At 74.1% G+C, this 22782-nt stretch carries 23 protein-coding genes; 16 read left to right on the top strand and 7 right to left on the bottom strand.

Annotated features, from left to right (window positions below):
- Entirely contained in the window at positions 1 to 1128 is a 1128-nt protein-coding gene (locus RM425_RS14100) for a DUF3866 family protein (protein ID WP_311345850.1), read from the bottom strand.
- A 115-nt stretch (positions 1129 to 1243) separates the two neighbouring features.
- On the opposite strand from RM425_RS14100, the gene RM425_RS14105 reads away from it, so the two are divergent.
- The 8 genes from RM425_RS14105 to RM425_RS14140 all read left to right on the top strand — a co-directional run bounded on the left by RM425_RS14105 (position 1244) and on the right by RM425_RS14140 (position 9018).
- Positions 1244 to 2224, top strand: coding sequence for a helix-turn-helix transcriptional regulator (locus RM425_RS14105; protein ID WP_311345851.1), 981 nt, complete (start codon positions 1244 to 1246; stop codon positions 2222 to 2224).
- Positions 2221 to 3213, top strand: coding sequence for a helix-turn-helix transcriptional regulator (locus tag RM425_RS14110; RefSeq protein WP_311345852.1), 993 nt, complete (start codon positions 2221 to 2223; stop codon positions 3211 to 3213). Before RM425_RS14105 ends, RM425_RS14110 begins: the two co-directional genes overlap by 4 nt.
- Before the next feature lie 10 nt (positions 3214 to 3223).
- Positions 3224 to 3418 (top strand): hypothetical protein, encoded by a 195-nt coding sequence (locus RM425_RS14115; RefSeq protein WP_311345853.1) that lies wholly within the window; start codon positions 3224 to 3226, stop codon positions 3416 to 3418.
- 67 nt (positions 3419 to 3485) lie between these two features.
- On the top strand, positions 3486 to 3821 hold the full coding sequence (gene tatA / locus RM425_RS14120; protein ID WP_311345854.1) for a Sec-independent protein translocase subunit TatA: 336 nt from the start codon (positions 3486 to 3488) through the stop codon (positions 3819 to 3821).
- Between the two features lie 25 nt (positions 3822 to 3846).
- Entirely contained in the window at positions 3847 to 4755 is a 909-nt protein-coding gene (gene tatC / locus RM425_RS14125) for a twin-arginine translocase subunit TatC (protein WP_311345855.1), read from the top strand.
- An 11-nt stretch (positions 4756 to 4766) separates the two neighbouring features.
- The gene (locus tag RM425_RS14130) at positions 4767 to 5663 is read left to right on the top strand and encodes a diacylglycerol/lipid kinase family protein (protein WP_311345856.1); all 897 of its coding nucleotides are present in this window, start codon (positions 4767 to 4769) and stop codon (positions 5661 to 5663) included.
- A 113-nt stretch (positions 5664 to 5776) separates the two neighbouring features.
- Entirely contained in the window at positions 5777 to 8614 is a 2838-nt protein-coding gene (locus RM425_RS14135; RefSeq protein WP_311345857.1) for a DEAD/DEAH box helicase, read from the top strand.
- Positions 8615 to 8658: 44 nt separating this feature from the next.
- A complete protein-coding gene (locus RM425_RS14140; RefSeq protein ID WP_311345858.1) occupies positions 8659 to 9018 on the top strand; it encodes a DUF4333 domain-containing protein in 360 nt (119 codons plus the stop codon).
- Between the two features lie 9 nt (positions 9019 to 9027).
- Here the strand turns inward: RM425_RS14140 and RM425_RS14145 are convergent, their stop codons facing one another.
- Positions 9028 to 9945 (bottom strand): 5'-3' exonuclease, encoded by a 918-nt coding sequence (locus tag RM425_RS14145; RefSeq protein WP_311345970.1) that lies wholly within the window; start codon positions 9943 to 9945, stop codon positions 9028 to 9030.
- Positions 9946 to 10021: 76 nt separating this feature from the next.
- Here RM425_RS14145 and RM425_RS14150 point away from each other — a divergent pair, with 76 nt between their 5' ends.
- From RM425_RS14150 to RM425_RS14160, 3 genes are read left to right on the top strand one after another with little or no spacing between them, the layout of a single operon-like run.
- Positions 10022 to 11176, top strand: coding sequence for a M24 family metallopeptidase (locus tag RM425_RS14150; protein WP_311345859.1), 1155 nt, complete (start codon positions 10022 to 10024; stop codon positions 11174 to 11176).
- Positions 11151 to 11624, top strand: a complete 474-nt coding sequence (locus tag RM425_RS14155) for an Lrp/AsnC family transcriptional regulator (RefSeq protein WP_311345860.1) — start codon at positions 11151 to 11153, stop codon at positions 11622 to 11624. The genes RM425_RS14150 and RM425_RS14155 overlap by 26 nt, the downstream gene beginning before the upstream one ends.
- A 42-nt stretch (positions 11625 to 11666) precedes the next feature.
- Positions 11667 to 13841 carry an intein-containing Rv2578c family radical SAM protein gene (locus RM425_RS14160; RefSeq protein WP_311345861.1) on the top strand — a complete coding sequence of 725 codons (2175 nt, stop codon included), beginning with the start codon at positions 11667 to 11669 and terminating at the stop codon, positions 13839 to 13841.
- Between the two features lie 29 nt (positions 13842 to 13870).
- Here the strand turns inward: RM425_RS14160 and RM425_RS14165 are convergent, their stop codons facing one another.
- Positions 13871 to 14716, bottom strand: coding sequence for a hypothetical protein (locus RM425_RS14165; RefSeq protein ID WP_311345862.1), 846 nt, complete (start codon positions 14714 to 14716; stop codon positions 13871 to 13873).
- A 167-nt stretch (positions 14717 to 14883) separates the two neighbouring features.
- Between RM425_RS14165 and RM425_RS14170 the strand changes: the two genes are divergently transcribed.
- From RM425_RS14170 to RM425_RS14180, 3 genes are all read left to right on the top strand, one after another.
- On the top strand, positions 14884 to 15744 hold the full coding sequence (locus RM425_RS14170) for a lysophospholipid acyltransferase family protein (protein WP_311345863.1): 861 nt from the start codon (positions 14884 to 14886) through the stop codon (positions 15742 to 15744).
- A 676-nt stretch (positions 15745 to 16420) separates the two neighbouring features.
- Entirely contained in the window at positions 16421 to 18040 is a 1620-nt protein-coding gene (lnt, locus tag RM425_RS14175; protein ID WP_311345864.1) for an apolipoprotein N-acyltransferase, read from the top strand.
- Positions 18037 to 18564 (top strand): FxsA family protein, encoded by a 528-nt coding sequence (locus RM425_RS14180; protein ID WP_311345865.1) that lies wholly within the window; start codon positions 18037 to 18039, stop codon positions 18562 to 18564. The genes lnt and RM425_RS14180 overlap by 4 nt, the downstream gene beginning before the upstream one ends.
- A gap of 81 nt (positions 18565 to 18645) precedes the next feature.
- On the opposite strand, the gene RM425_RS14185 is transcribed toward RM425_RS14180, so the two are convergent.
- The 3 genes from RM425_RS14185 to RM425_RS14195 all read right to left on the bottom strand — a co-directional run bounded on the left by RM425_RS14185 (position 18646) and on the right by RM425_RS14195 (position 20740).
- The gene (locus RM425_RS14185; RefSeq protein ID WP_040339339.1) at positions 18646 to 18990 is read right to left on the bottom strand and encodes an RNA polymerase-binding protein RbpA; all 345 of its coding nucleotides are present in this window, start codon (positions 18988 to 18990) and stop codon (positions 18646 to 18648) included.
- Between the two features lie 189 nt (positions 18991 to 19179).
- Positions 19180 to 19926, bottom strand: coding sequence for a thymidine kinase (locus RM425_RS14190; RefSeq protein WP_311345866.1), 747 nt, complete (start codon positions 19924 to 19926; stop codon positions 19180 to 19182).
- 37 nt (positions 19927 to 19963) lie between these two features.
- Entirely contained in the window at positions 19964 to 20740 is a 777-nt protein-coding gene (locus tag RM425_RS14195) for a glycerophosphodiester phosphodiesterase (protein WP_311345867.1), read from the bottom strand.
- A gap of 166 nt (positions 20741 to 20906) precedes the next feature.
- Between RM425_RS14195 and RM425_RS14200 the strand changes: the two genes are divergently transcribed.
- Positions 20907 to 21308: a hypothetical protein gene (locus RM425_RS14200; protein ID WP_311345868.1), complete on the top strand. Its 402-nt coding sequence runs from the start codon at positions 20907 to 20909 to the stop codon at positions 21306 to 21308.
- A 30-nt stretch (positions 21309 to 21338) separates the two neighbouring features.
- On the opposite strand, the gene RM425_RS14205 is transcribed toward RM425_RS14200, so the two are convergent.
- Complete coding sequence (locus RM425_RS14205; protein WP_311345869.1) at positions 21339 to 21578, bottom strand: hypothetical protein; 240 nt, start codon at positions 21576 to 21578, stop codon at positions 21339 to 21341.
- A 518-nt stretch (positions 21579 to 22096) separates the two neighbouring features.
- On the opposite strand from RM425_RS14205, the gene RM425_RS14210 reads away from it, so the two are divergent.
- Complete coding sequence (locus RM425_RS14210) at positions 22097 to 22705, top strand: hypothetical protein (RefSeq protein ID WP_311345870.1); 609 nt, start codon at positions 22097 to 22099, stop codon at positions 22703 to 22705.
- The last annotated feature ends 77 nt before the right edge of the window (positions 22706 to 22782 follow it).

Raw genomic sequence — 22782 nt, forward strand, 5'->3', positions numbered from 1 at the left:
TCAGGGAGCCGGCTCGCCCGCCGGCTCGGCGTCGGGGTCCACCGGGACGGCCAGGGCCGCGTACCGGCCCGCGGCTGCGGCGGCCAGGAAGTACGCGCGCTCCTCGGGCATGCCGCGCCCCATGGTGCGCAGCGGCACGGGGGACAGGCCCAGCGCCTCCTCGAGACCATCGGTGTCCACCCACACGACGGGGTTCCGCGCCGGCTGGCCGGCGAGGTCCTCGTCGACCTGCGACCCGAGCTCCGAGCCCAGCCCGCGCGGCGCGACCAGGGTCACCCCGCCCAGGGCCACCCGGCCGAACGCGGTCAGCGAGTGGTGCGAGACCCCGCGGTGGCGCGGACGGGAATCGGCGTCGGAGATGCGCAGCGCCCCGATGGGCTGGCCGCCGAGCACGGTCACCGCGTTGCACGCCTCGCCCGCCGCGACCCCGGAGAAGCCCCAGGGCGTCCCGGTCCCGAGGTTGCCCGGACCCTGCGTGACGATCGCCAGGTCGGCGCCCAGCACGTGCCGGGCCGCGAGCAGGCCGGTGTGCACCGTCACCGCCTCGAGGTCGCCACCGAAGGACTGGCCGACGGTGACGACGCCGGCCAGCGACTTGTGCAGCGCGTCGATGGTGCGCGAGAACCCGGCCGCGAGCGCCCCGCCGTCGGTCATGACGTAGGCAACCTTCAGGTCGGGGTCGGTGGCCAGCGCACCGATGAGCACCGCCGGCAGCGCCGAGTGCAGGTCGGCCACCACGACCGGCATGCCGCCGAGGTCGTCGGCCTCGGCCAGCGTCGTGTGGTGCTCGGTGTCCTGCTCGTCGACGCCCTGCACGGTCACCTGCAGCGGCGTGTAGCGCGCCTTCACCAGGTGCCCGGGGCCGGTCGGGTCGTCCGGCAGCCGGTCGGGGACGGCGACGACCAGGGCGTACCCGCCGGTGCCCAGGTTCTGCGCCCACGCGGTGGTGTTCAGCAGCACGGTGTCGCCGACCTGCGGCACGCCGACCAGCGAGGGGTACGCCAGGGCCCGGACGTCGCCGTCGTCGGGCACCGCGACCGTGAGCTCCAGCGAGTCGTGTCCGGCTCGCCCCAGCGCCGTCACCTCGCCACGCCGCCAGCGGATGCGGGTCGGGACGGGAGAGCTCATGTCCGCAGGCTAACCAGCGTCCCGGGGGACGGCCGGTCGGCAGGCCCCCAGCAGGGGCCCGCTGCGAGCGCGCGAGTGGCGGGGGGCAGGGGGTCCTTCCTCTAGCCTGGGCAGCATGGCGGCCAAGCGGGCGGAACGACTGGTGAACCTGGTCATCGCGCTGCTGAGCACCCGCCAGTACGTCACGGCGGCCCGCATCCGCGCCACGGTGCCCGGCTACGAGGCCGACGACGGCACCGACCGTGCCGACGAGGCCTTCAAGCGGATGTTCGAACGGGACAAGGCCGAGCTCCGCGAGATGGGCGTGCCGCTGGAGACCGGCCGCACCAGCGCCTTCGACACCGAGGACGGCTACCGCATCGCCCGGGCGGACTACGAGCTGCCCGAGATCCAGCTCACCGGCGAGGAGGCCGCCGCGGTCGGCCTGGCCCTCCGGCTGTGGGAGTCCGCCCAGCTCGCCGGCGCCGCGCAGAGCGCGCTGGTGAAGCTCCGGGCAGCCGGGGTCGACGTCGAAGCCGGCGGAGGCATCCCGCTCCAGCCCCGGCTGGGCGCCGGCGAGCCCGCCTTCGAGCCGGTCTACGCCGCCGCCCGCGACCGCCGGACCCTGCAGTTCGACTACCAGCGCCCCGACGAGGACGCCCCCGCCGGCCGCCGGGTGCAGCCCTGGGGCGTCATCGCCTGGCACGGCCGCTGGTACCTGGGCGGGCTGGACCTCGACCGGCAGCAGCCGCGGATGTTCCGGCTCTCCCGGGTCGTCGGCACGCCGAAGGCCACCGGCCCCGCCGGGGCGTTCGAGCCGCCGGCCGACCTCGACCTCGGCGCCATGGTCGCCTCGCAGGTGGGCGGGCAGGAGCAGGTGGTCGTGGTGCGCGCCCGCCCCGGCACGGCGATCGGCCTGCGCCGCTGGGCCACGTCGCTGGGCCCCACCGAGGACGGGACCGAGGACCGGCTCGAGCTGCGCACGACCGAGCCGTGGGGGCTGGCCGGTCAGCTGGCCGCACTGGGTGCCGACGTCGTCGTCGAGTCACCCGCCGAGGTCCGCGAGGCCGTGATCGCCCGGCTCACCCGCCTGGCCGCGATGGGAGCGTCCGCGTGAGCGTCACCAGCACGCCCGACCGGATGACCCGCCTGCTGGCGCTCATCCCGTACCTGACCGCACGCCCGGACGGCGTCCGCGTGCAGGAGGCGGCCCGCGACTTCGGCGTCACCGAGCGGCAGCTGCAGCGCGACCTCGAACTGCTGTGGATGTGCGGGCTGCCCGGCCACGGCCCGGGCGACCTCATCGACCTGTCCTTCGAGGGCGACCGCGTGCACGTCACCTTCCCCGCGGGCATGGTGCGGCCGCTGCGGCTGACCACCGACGAGGCCGTCGCGCTCGTCGTGGCGCTGAAGACCCTGCTCGACCTGCCGGGCCTGGCCGAGCGCGAGGCCGTCAGCAGGGCGCTGGCCAAGGTGTCGGCCACGGCCGGGCACGCCGCGGAGTCGACGCCGGTGGCCGTCAGCGTCGACGCCCGGGAGGAGACCCTTGCGGTCGTCCGGGAGGCTCTGCAGCGGAAGCGGGCCCTGCACCTGCACTACTACGTGCCCACCCGCGACGAGCGGACCGAGCGCACCGTCGACCCGATGCGGCTGCTGCTGGTCGACGGGCGCTGGTACCTGGAGGCCTGGTGCCGCCGGGTCGAGGGCGTGCGGCTGTTCCGCCTCGACCGGGTCGACGACGTCGTCGTCCTCGACGAGCCGGCCGCTCCGCCGCCGGAGGCGCACGGCCGGGACGTCGAGGCCGGGGTCTACCAGCCCGACCCCGGCTCGCCGGTGGTGCGGCTGCGGCTCACCCGCCGCGCCCGCTGGGTGGCGGAGTACTACCCGGTCGAGTCGGCCACGCCCGTGGAGGACCCGCCCGGCGGGCTCGCCGTCACGGTGCGCACCGCGGACCTCGCGTGGGCCCGCAGGCTGGTGGCCTCGCTCGGCGGGGACGCGCTGGTCGACGAGCCGGCCGGCCTGGCCGACGAGATCGCCGCCGGTGCGCGGGCCGCACTGGCCCGGTACGGCGTCGAGGCGCCGGCTCCGGCCGGCGCCAGCGGCTAGGGTCGCAGCCGTGCTCCTGCTGGTCGTGTGGATCGTCGTCGTGGTGCTGTCCGTCGTCGTCCTGGGCGCGCTCGCGTTCGGCGTCCTGGGGGCCCGCGCCCGGCTGGCGCGGGAGGTCACCGCCTTCGAGCGCGAGGTGCGCCCGCTGCTGGATCAGGTCGCGGCCACGACGGATCGGGCTGCTCCGGCGGCGGACGAGCGCTGACGTCGCGGGGGAGCAACCTCCGTCGGGCGTAGCATCAGCGCGGTAGACCCCACCCCTTGGAGGACCAGTGAATCTCGGCGCGATGGAGATCGGCCTGATCATCCTGGCCGTCCTGCTGCTGTTCGGCTACAAGAAGCTGCCCGACGCCTCGCGGTCGCTGGGCCGGTCGCTGCGCATCTTCAAGGGCGAGATGAAGGGCATGAAGGACGACGACGTCCAGGCCAAGGACCCGGCGCACACCACGCCGGTCCGCGGCGAGATCGTCGCGTCCGCAGCTCCGGCGACGCCCGCCGAGGCGGACCTGTCCGCCCAGCTGCAGGACGAGGCCCGCGTCGCCGAGGCGCGCGCGGCCGAGCTGCGCGCCCGCGCCGATCGGGCCCGCACGTCCGACCGCCCCCTCTGACCCACCCGCACCAAGCAGGTCGACGGTGAGCAGTTCCCGGCTGCGTCGACGACGCGCTCCTCGTGACGAGGCCGCGACCATGTCGCTGGTTGCCCACCTCACGGAGCTGCGCAACCGCATCGCGAAGGCGCTGCTGGCACTGCTGATCGCCACCGCCTTTTCTTTCTGGTGGTACGAGCACGGCCTCGGGGACTTCATCCGGGCGCCCTACTGCGGCCTGGATGAGGACCTCCGGTACGGCGGCGACGACTCCGGGGGCTGCGGCCTGCTCATCACCGACGTCTTCGGTGGTGTGTTCATCCGCCTGAAGGTCGCCTTCCTCGCCGGCACTGTCCTGTCGGCGCCCTTCTGGCTGTACCAGCTCTGGGCGTTCATCACGCCGGGGCTCAAGCGCAACGAGAAGCGGTACGGAATCGGCTTCGTCGCCGTCTCCTCGCTGCTGTTCGCCCTCGGCGCGCTCCTGGCCTACGTCTCCCTGTCCAAGGGGCTGGAGCTGCTCCTGACGCTGGCCGGCGACGGCGTGGTCATCGCGCTCACCGCGCAGGACTACATCGGGTTCGTCCTCTCGCTGCTGGTCGCCTTCGGCGTCAGCTTCGAGGTGCCGCTGATCGCCGTCGCGCTCAACCTGGTCGGGGTGCTGAGCCACGAGGTGCTGGCCCGCAGCCGGCGCTGGATCTTCTTCCTCACCATCGTCTTCGCCGCGTTCGTGACGCCGACGCAGGACCCGTTCACGATGCTGCTCATGGCCGGTCCGATGATCGCCCTGTTCGAGGTCGCCATCCAGATCGCCCGGTTCGTGGACCGGCGGCGCGCCAAGCGGGCGGCCATCGAGGCCTTCCACGACCTCGACGACGACGAAGCCTCGCCGCTGGACGCGCGCCCGTCGTCCCTGGACGAGCCGCAGGGCTCCACGTCCACGTCGCCCCGCGGCTGACCGGGCGCCCCGTGGACGTCGCCGTCCTCGTCAGCGCCGCCGCCGGGCGGGGACGGGCCCGAGCCCTCGGTGAGACGGTGCTCCGGGAGCTCCGCGCCGCGGGGCTGGACCCGCGGGTGCTGCCGGCGACCAGCGGAGCGGAGGCCGCGAGCAGGGCGCGGGAGGCCGTGGCCGCGGGGGCCGCCGCGGTGGTGGCGGTCGGCGGGGACGGCACCGCGCACGCCGCGCTCCAGGCGGTGGCGGGCACCGGGACGCCGCTGGGTCTGGTGGCCGCGGGCACGGGCAACGACCTGGCCCTGGCCCTCGGCGTGCCGGCCGACCCCGCCGCCGCCGTCCGCGCGCTCGCCGGGGACCTGCGTGCGGGAGAGGCCCGCACCCTCGACGCCGGGCGGGTGGGCGATCGCTGGTGGGCCACGGTGCTGTGCTGCGGGTTCGACTCCGCGGTCACCGACCGCGCCAACCGGCTGCGCTGGCCGCGCGGACGGCGCCGGTACGACCTGGCCGTGCTCGTGGAGCTCGCCCGGCTGCGTCCCTACGAGATCACCCTCGGCCTGGACGGCGAGTCCCGGACGCTGCCGGCCACGATGATCGCCATCGGCAACACCGCCTGGTACGGGGGCGGCCTGCCGATCTGCCCGGGCGCCGACCCCGCGGACGGCCTCCTGGACGTCACCGTCGTCGGCCCCACCACCCGGCGCGGGCTGGTCCGGACCCGTCCGCTGCTGGCCGACGGCTCGCACGTGGCGCACCCGTCGGTGCAGGTGTTCCGGGCCGCGCGCGTGCAGCTGTCCTGCCCCGGCGTCACGACGTACGCCGACGGCGAGGTGATCGCGCCCCTGCCGGTCGCCGTGGAGTGCGTGCCGGGCGCGCTGACCGTCGTGGGCGCCGGCCCCGCCACGATCAGCTGACCTGATCGTGCGGTGTCCCCCCTCACCGCGGGACGTGAGGGAGGACGCGCCATGATCAGGGAACCTGATCGTGGCGGCGAGCCGGGAGCGGGGAGCGCGCATAACGTGGGGGCATGTCCAGCCCCGCTGAGCGGTACGCCGCTGCCCGGCGCCGGACGGCTCATCCGGACCTCGCCGAGTTCACCGCCGAGCTGGGCTTCTCGCTCGACCCGTTCCAGGTCGAGGCGTGCGAGGCGCTCGACCGGGGTTCCGGCGTGCTCGTCTGCGCGCCCACGGGCGCCGGGAAGACCGTCGTGGGCGAGTTCGCCGTCCACAAGGCGCTCTCCGAGGGGCGCAAGGCGTTCTACACGACGCCGATCAAGGCGCTGTCGAACCAGAAGTACAACGACCTCGTCGGGCGCTACGGGCCCGAGCGGGTCGGTCTGCTGACCGGCGACAACGCGATCAACGGCGACGCGCCCGTGGTGGTGATGACCACCGAGGTGCTGCGCAACATGCTCTACGCCGAGTCGCCCGCCCTGCTCGGCCTCGGCTACGTGGTCATGGACGAGGTGCACTACCTCGCCGACCGCTTCCGCGGCGCGGTCTGGGAGGAGGTGATCATCCACCTGCCGCCGTCGGTCACGCTGGTCTCGCTGTCGGCGACGGTCAGCAACGCCGAGGAGTTCGCCGACTGGCTGGTCACCGTGCGCGGCGACACCGAGGTCGTCGTCAGCGAGGTGCGGCCCATCCCGCTGTGGCAGCACATGCTCGTCGGCAACCGGGTGTTCGACCTGTTCTCCCTGCGTCCCGCGGCACACGCCGCCGAGCACGGGGACAGCCCGCGCCCGCTGTCCACCCGCGAGCGCGGCGCCTCGGTGGTCGATCCCGAACTGGTCCGGTACGTCCGCGAGCACGAGCGGCGGATCGAGGGCTGGGGTGGTCCCGGCCGGCGGGAGTCCTCGCACAAGCCCCGGTACCGGCCCCCGGCGCGCTTCGACGTGATCGAGCGGCTGGACAAGGCGGGCCTGCTGCCGGCGATCACCTTCGTGTTCAGCCGCAACGGCTGCGACGCCGCCGTCCAGCAGTGCCTGCTGAGCGGCCTGCGGCTCACCGACGAGGTCGAGCGGGCCGAGATCGCCGCGATCATCGACGAGCGCACCGGCTCGCTGCCGGAGGAGGACCTGCACGTCCTCGGCTTCTGGGAGTGGCGCGAGGGCCTCCTCGCCGGACTGGCGGCCCACCACGCCGGGCTGGTCCCGGCGTTCAAGGAGACCGTCGAGGAGTGCTTCGTCCGCGGCCTGGTGAAGGCGGTCTTCGCCACCGAGACCCTCGCGCTGGGCATCAACATGCCGGCGCGCACCGTCGTCCTCGAGCGGCTGGTGAAGTGGAACGGCGAGGCGCACGTCGACGTGACGGCGGGGGAGTACACCCAGCTCACCGGCCGGGCCGGCCGCCGCGGCATCGACGTGGAGGGGCACGCCGTCGTCATCTGGGCGCCCGGCATGGACCCCTCGGTCGTCGCGGGCCTGGCCAGCACCCGCACGTACCCGCTGCGGTCGAGCTTCCGGCCGAGCTACAACATGGCGGTCAACCTGGTCGGCTCCTTCGGCCGGGCCCGGGCACGGGAGCTGCTGGCGTCGTCGTTCGCCCAGTTCCAGGCCGACCGGTCCGTGGTCGGCCTGGCGCGCGCCGCGGCACGGCACGAGCGCGAGGCCGAGCAGAACGCGCGCGACATGCACTCCGACCGCGGGGACGTGGGGGAGTACGCGCAGCTGCGCCGCGACATCTCCGACCGCGAGAAGGACCTCTCCCGCGACTCGCAGGCCAAGCGCCGGATGGAGGCCGCCGACGCGCTCGCCGCGCTCCGCCCCGGCGACGTCATCCGGGTGCCCTCGGGGCGCAGGCAGGGGCTGGCCGTCGTCCTGGACCCGGGCGTCTCCGATCTCGCCGACCCCCGCCCGCTGGTGCTCACCGAGGACAAGTGGGCCGGTCGGCTGGCCTCGATCGACTTCCCGACGCCGGTGTCCGCGCTGGCGCGGGTGCGGGTGCCGAAGAACTTCAACCACCGCAGCCCGCACGCCCGCCGGGATCTCGCCGCCACCCTGCGCAACGCCCGCGTCGACCACGACCTGGGCGCCCGCATGGTGCGCAAGGGCCGGTCGGCCGCCGCGGACGACCCGGTGCTCGCCGACCTGCGGGCCGCACTGCGCCGCCACCCGGTGCACGCGCTGCCCGACCGGGAGGAGCGGGTCCGGGTGGCCGAGCGCTGGCTGCGCTCGGTCCGGGAGGCCGAGGCGCTGCACCGGACGATGGCCGAGCGCACCGGCTCGCTGACCCGGCAGTTCGACGCGACCTGCGACGTCCTCGAGGAGCTGGGCTACCTCGTGCCCGAGCCGGCGCAGCTGGTACCCGCCGACACGGTGGTCATGGGCGCGGTGGACGACGCCCCGGTGGTGACCGACGACGGGCGGCGGCTGGCCCGGATCTGGTCCGAGGCCGACCTGCTGGTCGCCGAGTGCCTGCGCGCGCGGGCGTGGCGCGGGCTGAACGCCGCCGAGCTGGCCGCGGCCGCCTCGACGCTGGTCTTCGAGGCCCGGCGCGACCTGGTGTCCCTGCCCGCGATCCCGTCCGGGAAGGTCACCGCGGCGGTGGCGGAGATGCGGCAGGTCAGGGCCCGGCTGCAGGACGTCGAAGCCGCCCACGGCGTGCGGGCGACGCGCGACCTGGACCTCGGTTTCGCCTGGGCCGCCTACCGGTGGGCCGACGGCCAGAGCCTGGACCGGGTGCTGGCCGGCGCGGAGCAGGCGGGCACCGAGCTGTCCGGCGGTGATTTCGTCCGCTGGATGCGCCAGCTGATCGACCTGCTGGACCAGGTGGCCACGGTGGCCGACGACGCGGTGGCGTCGGTAGCGCGCGCCGCGGTCGGCAAGGTCCGGCGGGGCGTCGTCGCCGTCGCGGTGGGCGGCTGACCGGTGACCGGCCGGACGACCGCCGGGAGCGGGGGAGGAGCGGGATGAGCGACCCGCAGCTCCCGCCCGCCGAGGTGTCCGCCGCGGGCGAGCCGCAGCAGCGGTCCCGCCGTCCCCTGTACGGCGGACTGGCGCTCATCGCGCTGCTGCTGGTCCTCGCCCTGGCGATCGGCCGGTTCCTCGGCCCGACGCTGCTGGACGCCAACGCCGTCGAGCGGGACGTCGCCGAGCAGTTCGAGGAGCGCCACGGCGTCGCCCTCGAGCTCTCCTGCGAGCAGGAGATGCTGGTCGCCTCGGGGGAGGTCTACAGCTGCAGCGGACGGACCGCCGATCGCGAGGAGGTCACCATCGAGGTCCGGATCGCGGACTCGCTGGACGGCGCCTACAGCTGGATCGAGGTCTGACCGCGCGGCTCAGCCGAGGGCGTCGGCGGGCCAGCGCAGCGCGGCGCCGAGGCGCCCCAGCGAGGACTCCAGCCCGTGCCGGGCGGCCAGCTCCGCCAGTGCGCCGGGGTGGGCCGGTGAACGGGGCAGGGCTCCCTCCACCGCGGGCATGTCGATGTCCTTCGCCACGGCGACGACCACCGGCGCACGGTCCAGGTACTCCGTGGCCGCGTGCAGCTTCTTGAGGACGGCGGCGGTCAGCGGCGGCTTCGCGACGACGGTGCGGGCGGCCGCGGCGCGGATACCGGCCAGGTCGCCGAACTCGTTGATCAGGGCCGCCGCGGTCTTGGCGCCGACGCCGGCCACCCCGGGCAGCCCGTCGCTGGGATCGCCGCGGAGCACCGCGAAGTCGGCGTAGGCACGGCCGGGGATGCCGTACTTCGCGGCGACGGCGGCCTCGTCCACGGACTCGATGTCAGCGATGCCGCGGTTCGTGTAGAGCACCCGGATCCCGCGCTCGTCGTCGACCAGCTGGAACAGGTCGCGGTCGCCGGTGACGATGTCGACGGGGCCACGGGCGCGCGTGGCGAGGGTCCCGATGACGTCGTCGGCCTCGTAGCCCGGGGCACCGACGCGGTCGATGCCGGCGGCCGCCAGGACCTCGACGAGGACCGGCACCTGGGGGCCGAGCTCGTCGGGCACCTCCTCGCCTCCCTCGGGAGCCACCCGGTGGGCCTTGTACGAGGGCAGTGCCTCGATGCGGAAGGCGGGCCGCCAGTCGTCGTCCCAGCAGGCGACCAGCCGGTCCGGGCCGTGCGCGGTGAGCAGCCGGGCGGTCATGTCGAGGAAGCCGCGGACGGCGTTGATGGGACGCCCGTCGGGCGTCGTCACGCTGGTGGGCACGCCGTAGAAGGCCCGGAAGTACAGCGCGGCGGCGTCCAGCAGCATGGTCGTCACGGGCGCCGACGCTAGCGGTTCGGCATCTCGTGCGGAGTTCGTCGGGGCCCGTGGATAGTCTGCGCCGGTGGGAACCGCCTCCGTGCCGCCGAAAACCGGCCCGCTCGTGACTCCCGAGCGGGTGCGTGCGGCGCGCTCGCTCGCCGCCGAGGCCGGCACCGACCTCCTCGTCCTCACGCCGGGGTCGGACCTGCGGTACCTCACCGGGTACGACGCGCACGCCATGGAGCGCCTGACGGCGCTGGCCGTGCCGAGCGCGGGCGAGCCCTTCCTCGTCGTCCCCCGGCTCGAGGCCCCGATGGTCGACGTGAGCCCGGCCGGTGCGCTCGGCCTCGAGATGCTCGCCTGGGACGAGACGGACGACCCCTTCGCGCTGCTCGCCGGGGCCGCGACCGCCCGGCTGGGCGCCGCGCCGACCCGCGTGGCCGTGGGTGCGCGCACCTGGGCCGAGCACGCCCTCGGCGTCCAGCGGGCACTGCCGGGTTCGACCCTGGAGCTGGCGGGGCCGGTGCTGGACCGGCTGCGCATGGTGAAGTCGGCCGCCGAGATCGAGGAGCTGGCGCTGGCCGGCGCCGCCATCGACCGGGTGCACGCCCGCATGGCGGAGTTCCTCACCGTCGGCCGCACCGAGGCCGCCATCGGCGCCGACATCGCCGCGGCGATCCTGGAGGAGGGGCACGTCGGCGTGGACTTCACGATCGTGGGGTCGGGCCCGAACGGCGCCAGCCCGCACCACGAGCTGTCCGACCGCGTGGTGCAGGCCGGCGACGTCGTCGTCATCGACATCGGCGGGGAGACGGCGACCGGCTACCGCTCGGACTGCACGCGCACCTACGTGGTCGGCGGCGACGCGGAGCCCGACGTCGCCGAGTGGTACGCCGTCCTGCACGCCGCACAGCAGGCCTCCGTCGCCGCCGTCCGGCCCGGTGTCACCGCCGCGCAGGTCGACGCCGCAGCCAGGGACGTCATCGCCGGCGCCGGGTGGGGTGAGCACTTCATCCACCGCACGGGCCACGGCATCGGCCTGGACTCGCACGAGGCGCCCTACATCGTGGCGGGCAACGACTTGCCGCTCGTCCCCGGCATGGCGTTCTCGGTGGAGCCGGGCATCTACCTGCCCGGACGGTGCGGCGCCCGCATCGAGGACATCGTCGTGTGCACCGAGGACGGCGTCCGCTCGCTGAACGGCGGTCCGCGTGAGCTCGTCGAACTCCCCGGCTGAGTCCGCGGCGGTCCCGGTCGATGTCGACCGGCTGCTGCTCGCGGCTCTGGCACGCGACGGGCGGGCCAGCTACACCGAGCTGGCCGAGAAGGTCGGGCTCTCGGTATCGGCCGTGCACCAGCGCGTCCGCAGGCTGGAGCAGCGCGGCCTGATCACCGGCTACCGCGCCACGCTCGACCCGAGGCTGCTCGGACTGCCGCTGACCGCGTTCGTCTCCATCACCCCCATCGGCGCCCAGAACGAGGACCCGCCGGCACTGCTGGCCCACCTCCCGGCCATCGAGGAGTGCCACTCGGTCGCCGGGCAGGAGAGCTACATCCTCAAGGTCCGGGTCGCCTCACCGGACGCGCTCGAGATGCTGCTGCGCGAGATCCGGGCGTGCGCCAACGTGTCCACCCGGACGACGGTCGTGCTCTCCACCCTCTACGAGGATCGTCCACCCCTCTGACCCCGCTGGACATGTGTTCGAACACGTGTTCGTATGGTGGTCATGCGGTGGGAAGCACAGCGGCTGGATCTCGACGAGCCCACGGCCCTGCCGGGCCTGTCGAGCATCCGGGGCCTGCTGCGCAGCGTGCAGGTGCCGGAGTTCCCGGGCCTGACCTTCCACGAGGTGCGGTCGCACTCGGCCCTCAATCGCGTGCCCGGCGATTCCGCCATGCCGTTCCCGTACACGATCAACCCGTACCGGGGATGCAGTCATTCGTGCGTGTATTGCCTGGCCGGCGACACCCTCGTCCTCATGGCCGACGGCCGGCAGAAGCCGATCTCCGAGCTGCGCGTCGGTGACCGGATCGTCGGAACCGAAAGACGGGGGACCTACCGGCACTACGTCACGACGGACGTCCTCGCGCACTGGTCCACGGTGAAACCGGCATACCGGGTCTCCTTGGCCGATGGCACAGAGCTGACCGCAAGTGGCGACCACCGGTTCCTCACGGGCCGGGGGTGGAAGCACGTCACCGGTTCCATGGCCGGGCGAGAGCGCCGGCCCTACCTCACGACCAACGACGCTCTGCTCGGCTTCGGACATGCGACGTCCCCGATCGCTGCCTGCCAGCAGTACCGGCGGGGCTATCTCACCGGGATGGTCCGCGGCGACGCGAACCTGAAGGTCTACCGGTACCAGCGGGCCGGGCGCGCACACGGCGACGTCCACAGGTTCCGACTCGCTCTGGCGGACGTGGACGGACTGACCCGTACGCAGGCATACCTGGCGATGGAGGGGGTTGCGACCGACCAGTTCGTCTTCGCGGCGGCCACCGCGAACCGGAGGGCCATGACGGCGATCCGCGCGTCCGCCGCTGCAACCGTCGCGCGGGTCCGGGAGCTCGTCGAGTGGCCCAGCGAGGCGACCGGTGCATGGCAGCGCGGATTCCTCGCCGGCATCTTCGATGCAGAAGGGAGCCGCAGCCAGGGTGTCCTCCGGATCAGCAACGCGGACGACGAGATCCTGACCCGGACCCAGCAGGCTCTTGCTGCGTTCGACTTCGACGCCGTCCTCGAGGACCGGGGCCTCGAGAACAGGGTGCGCAGCATTCGCCTCAGGGGCGGACTCAAGGAGCACATGCGGTTCCTGCAGTTCACGGACCCGGCGATCCGCCGGAAGTGCGCCGTCGAGGGCATCGCCGTGAAGAGCGATGCGGACCTCCGAGTCGTCGCGGTGGAGGCCGTCGGACTCGAGATGCCGATGTACGACATCACAACGGGCACCGGGGACTTCATCGCCAACGGCGTCATCAGCCACAACTGCTTCGCTCGGAAAACCCACGAATGGCTCGAATTCGATTCCGGACGCGACTTCGACACCCAGGTCGTGGTGAAGACGAACCTGGTCGAGGTGCTGCGTCGCGAGCTGGCCCGGGCCTCGTGGACGCGGGAGCACGTCGCGCTGGGCACGAACACCGACCCCTACCAGCGCACCGAGGGGCGCTACGCGCTCATGCCCGGCGTCATCCGCGCACTGGCCGGGTCGGGGACGCCGTTCTCGATCCTCACCAAGGGCACGCTGCTGCGCCGGGACATCCCGCTGCTGGTGGACGCCGCCCGCCAGGTGCCCCTCGGTCTCGGCGTCTCGATGGCCATCTGGGACGACGACCTGCACCAGGCGCTCGAGCCGGGCGTGCCCACGCCGCGGGCGCGGCTGGACCTGGTCCGGACCCTCGCGGACGCCGGGCTGCCCTGCGGGGTCTTCCTCGCCCCCGTGCTGCCCGGGCTGACCGACGACGAGGACTCGCTCGACGCGGCGCTCGGCGCGGTCGCGGCGGCCGGCGCCACCGGCGTCACCGTCATTCCGCTGCACCTGCGCCCCGGCGCCCGCGAGTGGTTCATGGCCTGGCTCCGGACCGCGCACCCCGGGCTGGTGCCGCGCTACGAGCGGATGTACGCCCGCCGCGCCTACGTGTCCGCCGAGTACCGCACCTGGCTGGCGCAGCGGGTCGCGCCGCTGCTCGCCCGGCACGGACTGGATCGACAGTCCGGGGGAGGGGCGCGCAGTGCCGACGGAACGCTCGTGAGCGGGGTGCCCGGTGACGAGGAGGTCGGCTTCCCCCGCGGCAGCCTGCCCACCGGTGGGATGCCGGGCGTCCGACCGGCGAGCGAGAGCGCGGCTGCCACGGCACCGGCGGCTCCGCCGGCGGCCGGCGAACAGCTGTCGCTGCTCTGACCGGGCGCGCCCGGTGACGGGCCGGTCGCTCAGCCGGCGAGGCGCCCGGCCCGGGCCACCGAGCGCGCCGCCCGCACGACGCCGCGGGCGGAGACCGGCGGCGCACCGGCAGCCAGCGCGAGGCGGCGGAAGGAGTCGTAGGACAGCTCGCGGTACGCGGCCGCCAGTTCGGCCGCGGCCGCGTACCGCGACGGGGGAGCGGTGGCCCGGAGGTGGTGGGCCGTGCGGCCGGCGTGCTTCGCGAAGGTCACCTGCAGCGCCTGGTTGGACAGCCGCCCACCGATCCTCGAGTCCAGCCCCGGCCCCCGGCGCAGCGCCGGCAGTACCCACGGACTGGCCGCCAGCGCGGGGTACCGCTCGCGCACGGACTCCCACGCGTGCCAGGCGGTCAGCGCGCCGGGAACCACCCACTCCCCGTCGTCGGTGCGCAGCACCAGCCGACGGCTGCCGGCGTGCACCTGGTCGCGTCGCAGGGAACGGAACATGCCGACCGGAGCCGGCCACGCGAGCGCCAGGGCGCACCAGGCGACGGCGCGCACGTGCTCGGGGTCCTGGTCCCGCAGCTCGGTGAGCGCGCGCAGGTCCAGCTGCACCGGGTCGGGCTCCGGGGTGGGCGCGCGCGGCAGCGCCAGCCCGCCGTAGCGGGCGACCTTGCTGTACAGCGCCACGGTCGCGGGCTTCCACTCGCGCGCCGTGGCGATCGGCCCCAGGCCGGTCTGCGCCAGCTCGTCCGGGCCGACACCCAGTTCCAGGGCGGCCTCGGCCAGCCGTCGCCACTGGGTCTCGTAGCCCGGGGGTGCGGGCCACCGGCGCCACGCGCGCTCCGGAGCAGGGGCGGGCATCTCCGGCAACGGCTGCTGCCACGCACGCGACATGTCGGAATACTACCGTTATCCCCAACAACAGTGCGACTTCTCCACTGTGGTCATCTGCCGAAGAATCGCCGTGCCGCCCTCCGGGCGGCGTGTCACCGAGGCCGAGGGCTCCGAGCCCCGCCTCCACCGGCCGGGCGACGGTCGCGCGGGTTGGTTAGGGTCCGCCCATGTACACCGCGAGCTGGCGCGACGTCGTCCGGAGAGACCTGTTCGGCGCATCGCCGAGCCGCCGGGACCGCCCGTACCGGTTCGTGGTCCGGCTGTGCCTGGTGGTGTTCCACCTGTTCCGCTTCCGGTTCGACGTGCGCGGGTCCCAGCACGTCCCGGTCAGCGGTGGCGCCATCATCTGCAGCAACCACGTCAGCTTCTTCGACTTCACGTTCCTCGGCCTGGGCGCGATCTCCCAGCACCGGCTGGTCCGGTTCATGGCCAAGTCGGCGGTGTTCGACCACTGGTTCGCCGGGCCCTTCATGCGCGCCATGCGCCACATCCCGGTCGATCGCAAGGCCGGCGCGGCGGCATTCGACGCCGCCGTCCGTGCGCTCAAGGACGGCGAGGTCGTCGGGGTCTTCCCCGAGGCGACCATCAGCCGCAGCTTCACGGTCAAGGACCTGAAGGCCGGCGCCGCCCGGATGGCCATCGACGCCGGCGTCCCGATCATCCCGGCCGCGGTCTGGGGCGGGCACCGGGTGGCGACCAAGGGGCACAAGGTGGAGCTGCGCCGCGGTGTGCCGGTCATGGTCTTCCTGGGGGCGCCGATCGTCCCGGAGCCGGGGGAGAAGGTGCAGCCGCTGCTGCGCCGCACCCGCGCGGCGATGGAGGCGCTCCTGGAGGAGGCGCAGCGGGACTATCCCGACCGGCCGGCCGGCCCGGAGGAGAGTTGGTGGCTGCCCGCACGCCTCGGCGGCACCGCGCCCACGCCGGAGGAGGCGGCGGTCGCCGACTCCGCCCGCGCGGCCGGCCACGGGCCCAAGGCGCCGAAGAAGACGCTCCCGGAGCGTGTCACCGGGCTGCTGCGCCGCCGCTGAGCCCACCCGGCCGGGGGTCGGGGGGCCGGGACCGGCCCCGTGCGGCGCAACGCCACCCAGGGTTGCGCTCATTGGGGACGCCCCGCCGGGCGCATGGCCCCGGCGGCGGTCCGGATCCACGCGCCGTCGCCGTCCGCGGGGCAGATAACGATCCGGTTACAGTGACCCACATCGCTACCGTAGGTATCTGATCGGGCGCGGAGTGTTCTTACAGTCCCTGCAGTTCCTCACCGGGAGCACCGAGACGTGCCTCCCCGGATCGAGCGTGCGGGCCCTCCGGCCGGCACGGACGGCCACTGCGCCGCGCCGTGCCACCCGGGTCGAGGGGGCTGGCGTGAGACCGGGGGAGCGTCCCGTGACTCCGGCGGAGCCCCCGAGGACCGCGTCATCAGACAACGGTCGAGCCGTGCGCAGCCAGCGCCCGGCCGTCCGGCCCGAAGACGCGGCGCCGAGGAGGGCGGTCCGTCGGCGCCCACCCGGTCGCGGGACCTCTCCGGCGCCACCGGGGGCCCGGTGACGTAGCCGGGCCCCGGTACCAGCCGGGATGGGATGCTGGGTCAGGACCGCAGCGACGAGCGCGGCGGTCCCGACCCCCCGTCCGACCGGACCGGGGGCACCAACCCGGAGGCCGGGGCACCCCCTGCCTGCCCGGACGACGGTTCCCGGGAGGACGAGCGTGGCCGCATCACCTGGCACGCTGCTCCCTCCTGCGGCCGAGCCGGACCGCCCGCCGGCCCGCCCCGCCTCCCATCGGCTTCCCTGGCGGACGCTCCTCGCGGCCGCCGCGGGACTGGCCATGGTGCTGTCCTTCCCCGGGTACGGCTTCGTCCCCATGGCGGTGCTCGGACCGGCCGCCCTGGCGCTCGCGGTGCACGGCCGCAGCGCCCGCGGGGGCCTGTGGCTCGGACTGGTCTGCGGCCTGGCCTTCTTCGTGCCGCTGCTGAGCTGGACCGGCATCTACGTGGGTCCGTTGCCCTGGCTGGCCCTGGCGGTCTTCGAGGCGCTGCACCTGGCCCTCCTCGGCGCGGCCACCGCGTGGGTGTCCCGCCTGCGCTGGTGGCCGCTGTGGGCGGCCGCGCTGTGGGTCGCCGACGAGGCGCTGCGCGGCCGGCTGATCCTGGGCGGCTTCCCCTGGGGACGGCTGGGCTTTAGCCAGACCGACGGACCGCTGCTGTCCCTCGCCGCCTACGGGGGAGTGCCTCTGGTCAGCTTCGCGGTCGCCCTCATCGGCACCCTGCTGGCCGCGGCCGTACTGGCTCTGGCACGGGTGCTGCGCTCGGACCGGGCTCGGCGACGGAACGCCCTTCGCCCGCTCGCCGGCGCCCTCGCCGGGCTGGTCGCGATCCCGGTGATCGGCGCGCTGGCGTGGCTGCCGCTCCCGGGTCCGTCGCTCACCGAGGGCGGGCCGACGTCGACCGTCGCGGTGATCCAGGGCAACGTCCCGCGGGCCGGCCTGGACTTCAACGCCCAGCGCCGGGCCGTCCTGGACAACCACGTGCAGCGCACGCTGGAGCTCGCCGACGCGGTGGAGGCGGGGGAGCAGCCGCAGCCCGACCTCGTGCTGTGGCCGGAGAACAGCTCCGACATCGACCCCTACCTGAACGACGACGCCGCCCGGCAGATCGACCGTGCCGCCCGCGCCATCGATGCACCCGTCCTGGTCGGCGCGATCGTCCAGGGCCCCGGCCGCTTCATCAGCAACACCGCGATCGTCTGGGACCCCGACGACGGGCCGGGGGACACCTACGTGAAGCGGCACCCCGTCCCGCTCGGTGAGTACGTGCCCGCCCGGAGCTTCTTCCGGTTCTTCAGCACCCAGGTCGACCGGGTCACCGACCAGAAGGCCGGGGACGAGCCGGGCCTGCTCCGGATCGGGGGCACGACCGTCGGCAACCTCATCTGCTTCGAGGTCGTCTACGACGGGCTGGTCGCCGACGTCGCCGAGGCCGGGATGCTCGTCGTCCAGACCAACAACGCCACGTTCGGCTACACCGCGGAGAGCGAGCAGCAGCTGGCGATGAGCCGGTTGCGGGCGGTCGAGCACGGCCGCAGCGTCGCGGTGGTCGCGACCAGCGGGATCTCGGCGATCGTGGCGCCGGACGGCACCGTCGTCCGCTCCTCCGAGCTGTTCACCCCCGACGTCTTCGTCGAGGAGATCGCTCAGCGCGACTCCCGCAGCCTGGCGAGCCGGCTCGGCGCCGGGCCCGAGTGGCTGCTCACCGCGCTGGGGTTGGCCGCGGTGGCGGTCGCGCTCCGGCAGCGGAGGACCTCGGGCACCGTGCCGGGAGCACCATGACCTCCTCGCGCGTTGGTACCGGCGTGGGACGTCGCATTCGTATCGCTGTCGGACTCCTCGCCCTGGCCGAGGTGGTCGTGTTCGTCCTGGTGGCCCAGTGGATCGGGGCCGGGGCCACCGTGCTCCTCGCCCTGGCCACCAGCGCGCTGGGGTGGGCCCTGCTGGCCCGTCAGGGCACCAGGGCGCTGACCGAGCTCCGGGAGAGCGCACGCACCCGCAGCCCGGGTGCCGGCCGGGACCTGGGCAACGCCGGGCTGGTCGCCGTCGGCGGCCTGCTGATGGTGCTGCCCGGGTTCATCGGCGACCTCCTCGGGCTGCTGTGCCTGCTCCCGGGCACCCGGTCCCTCGTCCGGGCCGCGCTCACCCGGCTGATCACCTCCCGGTTGCCGGTCGGGCTCCGGCCGCCGGTCCGCGTGGACAGCGTCCGGACGGCGGAGGTGCCACGGCACGACGCCGCCCACGCCGCGCCGCTCGTGATCGAGGGAGAGGTGCTCCGGGGTCCGGACGGACGCCCGCTGCGCTGACGGACCCGGCGGCGTTGCTCGCCGGAACGCGAAACGGCCCCGGTGGGATCTCCCACCGGGGCCGTTCGACGTGCGGGGTGTTCAGCTGGCGCGGGTCCGCCGGCCGCGCAGCACTTCGAGCCGCTCGGCGAGCACCTCTTCGAGGTCCTCGACGGAACGACGCTCGAGCAGCATGTCCCAGTGGGTGCGCGGTGGCTTGACCTTCTTGGGCGCCGGCTCGGAGCCGCCGACCAGCTTCGCCGCGGCGCCGTCGAACTTGCACTCCCAGGTGTCGGGGAGCTCGGCGTCGTCGGCGAACGGCACCGTGAACAGGTGGCCCGAAGGGCACCGGTACTCGGCGTACTGGCGCTCGATGGGCGCAGTGTTCCGTTCGGTCTCGTAGCTGACGCTGCCCAGTCGGCTGCCGCGCAGGGAACGCTCGCCCATTGCACACCGTCCTCTCGTACGTGGTGTCGGTCGGGACTCGACGCCGGTACAGGGGGCATACCCACGTACCGAGGAGTCACAGAGATGAACGACAGAATTGGCGAAGAGATTCCGCCCAAACGGTTGCTCATCATCGCATGGGGTGGGGTCCTGCCCCCTCCCGCCCCCCGGAGGGGTGAGCCGGCGCGCTCAGGGGAGGGCGAGCTGCCCTGGACCGGCTGCCGTGGGACCCAGTTGGCCGCGCACGAAATGACGGCGGCACAGCACCTGGTAGCGCACCGCGGGGGAGGAGCCGGGCTCCGCGCCCGGGAGCTGGGCCGGCGCGGTGTCCGCCACGACGACGGTCTCACCGGCCCGCACCATCACGCCGTCGACCACGCGGGCGTTGAGCAGGCCGGGCAGGCCGCACCAGCACAGCACCTCCACCTGGACCCGCTGGACGTCGTCGGCGACCTCCAGCAGCCGCCGGGTGCCCGGGAACAGCCGGGTGCGGAAGTCCGTGGTCAGACCGAAGGCGTAGACGTCGACGTGGAACTCGTCGACCAGTTCGGCCAGCTGGTCGACCTGACCCTCGGTGAGGAACTGGGCCTCGTCGACGATGAGGTAGTCGACGCGGTCGCCCGCGGCCCAGCGGTCGCGGACCAGTAGCCGCAGGTCGGTCCCGGCCTGGACCTCGATCGCGGCGCGGCACAGGCCGACCCGTGAGCTGATCTGCGGCTCGGCCGACCGGTCGCCCTGCGTCAGCAGCAGTCCGTGCCGTCTCTGCCGGCTCTGGTTGTGGTCGACCTGCAGCGCCAGGGTCGACTTGCCGCAGTCCATGGGGCCGTGGAAGAAGCGCAGGTGCGCCGGCGCCGGATGTCGCCTCCGGTCCCCGGACGCCGGGATGACGGAGGGTCCGGGCAGCCCGTCGGGGGAGGCGGTGTCGACGCCGTTCACCGTGCGCCGGCGAGGGCCGTGCTGCCGCGCTGTGCGGTCACCGCGAGGTCCACAGGCCGCGCTCCTCGAGGACCTCGCGCAGCATGGCCGGGCGGTCGGTCATGATGCCGTCGACGCCGAGGTCGAGCATCGCCCTGGCCTCGTCGGGATCGTCGACCGTCCAGACGTGCACCTGCAGGCCCCGGGCGTGCGCGGCAGCCAGGAAGCGCTCGTCGACCAGCGCCCGGCCACCCAGCTGCAGCGGCACCTGGGCGCAGCCGGCCTGGATCCGCACGAGGCCGGCCGCGCGGGGGGAGTAGGAGGACAGCCGCAGCGCCGCCACTCCGCGCGGACCCAGCGAGGTGCACACGGTCGGGCCGAACAGCCGGCGGGCCGCGGCGATGCGGGCGTCGGAGAACGAGCCGAGGCAGATGCGGTCGGCGACGTCCATCTTGTGCACGAGACGCACGAGCGGGGCCAGGACGCCGGCGGCCTTGATGTCGAGGTTGAACCGGACGTCGGGCCAGGCGCCGAGCAGGTCCTCGAGCCGCATGATCGGCTCCCGGCCGCCGATGCGGGCCTCGGAGAGTTCGGGCCAGGGGAGGGCGTCCACCCGGCCGGTGCGGTCGGTGACCCGCTCCAGGGTGGCGTCGTGGAAGGCCACCAGCGTGCCGTCGGCGGTGATCTGCACGTCGGTCTCCAGGTACCGGTAGCCGAGGTCCACGCAGGCCTGGAAGGCCGGCAGGGTGTTCTCCACGTGCTCGATGGCACCGCCGCGGTGCGCCATGGCCAGCGGCGTCGGCGCGTCGAGGTAGGCGAACCGCGCGGGGGGCACATCGACACGCTAGTCAGGCGCCCCGACCTACCACTGCGGGACCCCCGCCGCGGCGGCAGCGCCCGCGGTCGCCCGCGCCCCGGAGACCTGCACGAACCGGTTGATCGGGACCGCCTCGGGCGTGTTCGCCGGGTCCTGTCGCCGGTGGCGTCTAGCGTGCCGAGATGTGGCACAGCACGCGACCGGCACGGTGACGCACGCCCCCATCTCCCCCGCGCCCAGCCGGGGGAGCGGTGAGGACCGGCGGTGCGGCTGGTGTCGCCGGGTCCTGCCCGAGCAGGGAACGGTCGGCCGCCCGCGCCTGTACTGCGGTCAGGCCTGCAGGCAGCGGGCCTACGAGCAGCGCTCGGCCACGGCCAAGGCCGGCCTGCCCGCCGACGTCGTCCTGGTCTCCAGGTCCGAGCTCGACGGGTTGCAGGACCGGCTGTACCAGCTGCGCTGCGCCCTCGAGGACGTGCAGACGCTGCTGACCGAGAAGCCCACGAAGGCCGAGCTCGAGCGCTCACTGTCCGACCTCGTGCACTCGACCGGCCGGCTGGACCGGCTCTGGGTCACCGAACGCGGCTGACGCCGGAGCGCTCTGCGCCCCGCGGACGGATCAGTCGGGGTCGGAGGTGTCCTCGTCGAGGTCCTGGCTGTCCTCCGGGTCCGAGTTGTCGGGCAGGTCGTCCTCCGGCAGCCCTCCGGGCCTGTTGTTCTCCTCGCCGCCGCTGTCCTCGTCCGTCGGCCCCTCATTGGGTGTCGTCGGTCCCCAGTCCCCACAGGCGGTCAGCGTGGAGCCGCCGCCGAACAACGCCAGGGCGGCCAGGAGAGCGGCGAGGGGTCGTCGGATCTGCATGACCCGACCCTACGAACACCTGCCGTTGATCGCCCGTCGAAGCAGCCGGGCACAGGGTGCTTTCGTCACTGTTACGGATTGCGGGTGGTGCGGCTGGATGGGGGGAGTGCGCACCGGGGAGGTGCCGACCGGCGAACAGGCGGGTGGCGTAGTCCGGTGTGTTCGTGATCATCGAACCGGCAAGATCATCTGACAGGGGAGTCGTCGACCGGGTGGGGTCCGAGGACCGATGCGGCCACGTCGGCCGAGCCGAGGGCGCCGGCGGTGGCGCTTGGACCGGGACGCGAGCGTTCCGCCATGGAGACGCCGATACGGCAGGTGACCTTCGTGCAGCCGGTCGAGCGGTGGATGTGCCGATGCCCGGACGTCAATGCGTCGACGTGGCGACCGGCGACTGCGCACCCCTTCCGGGACGCCTGATGCGTGCGCCGATAATACACATTATGTCAACTAATCTGGCGAGGAGCCGCCCGGAGGCACCGTGCAGCCCTCCCCGGCTCCTGGGGAACGATGACCGCATGTCGCGCACCTGGACCCACGTCGGCCGCTGCTGGAGCAACGGTGAGCCCTTCCTCGCCCTCGACGGCGATCTGCTGCCCGACTGGTCCGGCGAGACGGGCGGCTACTACGAGCGGCTGGTGCCGGACCTGGACTTCGACCTCACGAGCATCCCCGTGGGCCCCGGCCGGGCCGCCGTCGTGCTGACCGACGCGGAGGTCGGTGACGAGGGCTGGCTGGAGGTGTTCCGGGCCGACGACGGCGCCGTCGCCGTCCTGCAGGTCTCTGCCGGCGACTACCCCGCTGCCGTGGCGGCCGCGCTCGCGCATCCCGAGGACGCGGCAGAGCCGGGCGACCACGTCGCGGTCCCCAGCGGCCGGTTCGCGTTCATCAGCGCCGCGCTCGACGGCGCCGGCGTGGACGCCGCTCCCCTGCGGCCCGAGTCGCCTCGCCCGCTGCCCGGCTCGGCCGACTACGACGAGCGACAGGCCGACGCGGGCGGCCCACTCCTGCGCGCGACCGCCCACGGCTTCCGGATCTGGGTGCAGTGGAGAACCGCACTCGACGGCGACGCGACCTTCGCCCGATGGCTCTTCGTCCCCGCGTCCGGCGACATTCCGTCACGGTGACGTATCCCCCGGCACTCGGGTGGCCCTCGGCGACCACCGCCGCCGCGGCGCCGGTACCGCGATGCATCGGTACCGGC

This window comes from Blastococcus goldschmidtiae, from assembly GCF_031845325.1.
Taxonomy (GTDB): Bacteria; Actinomycetota; Actinomycetes; order Mycobacteriales; family Geodermatophilaceae; genus Blastococcus; species Blastococcus goldschmidtiae.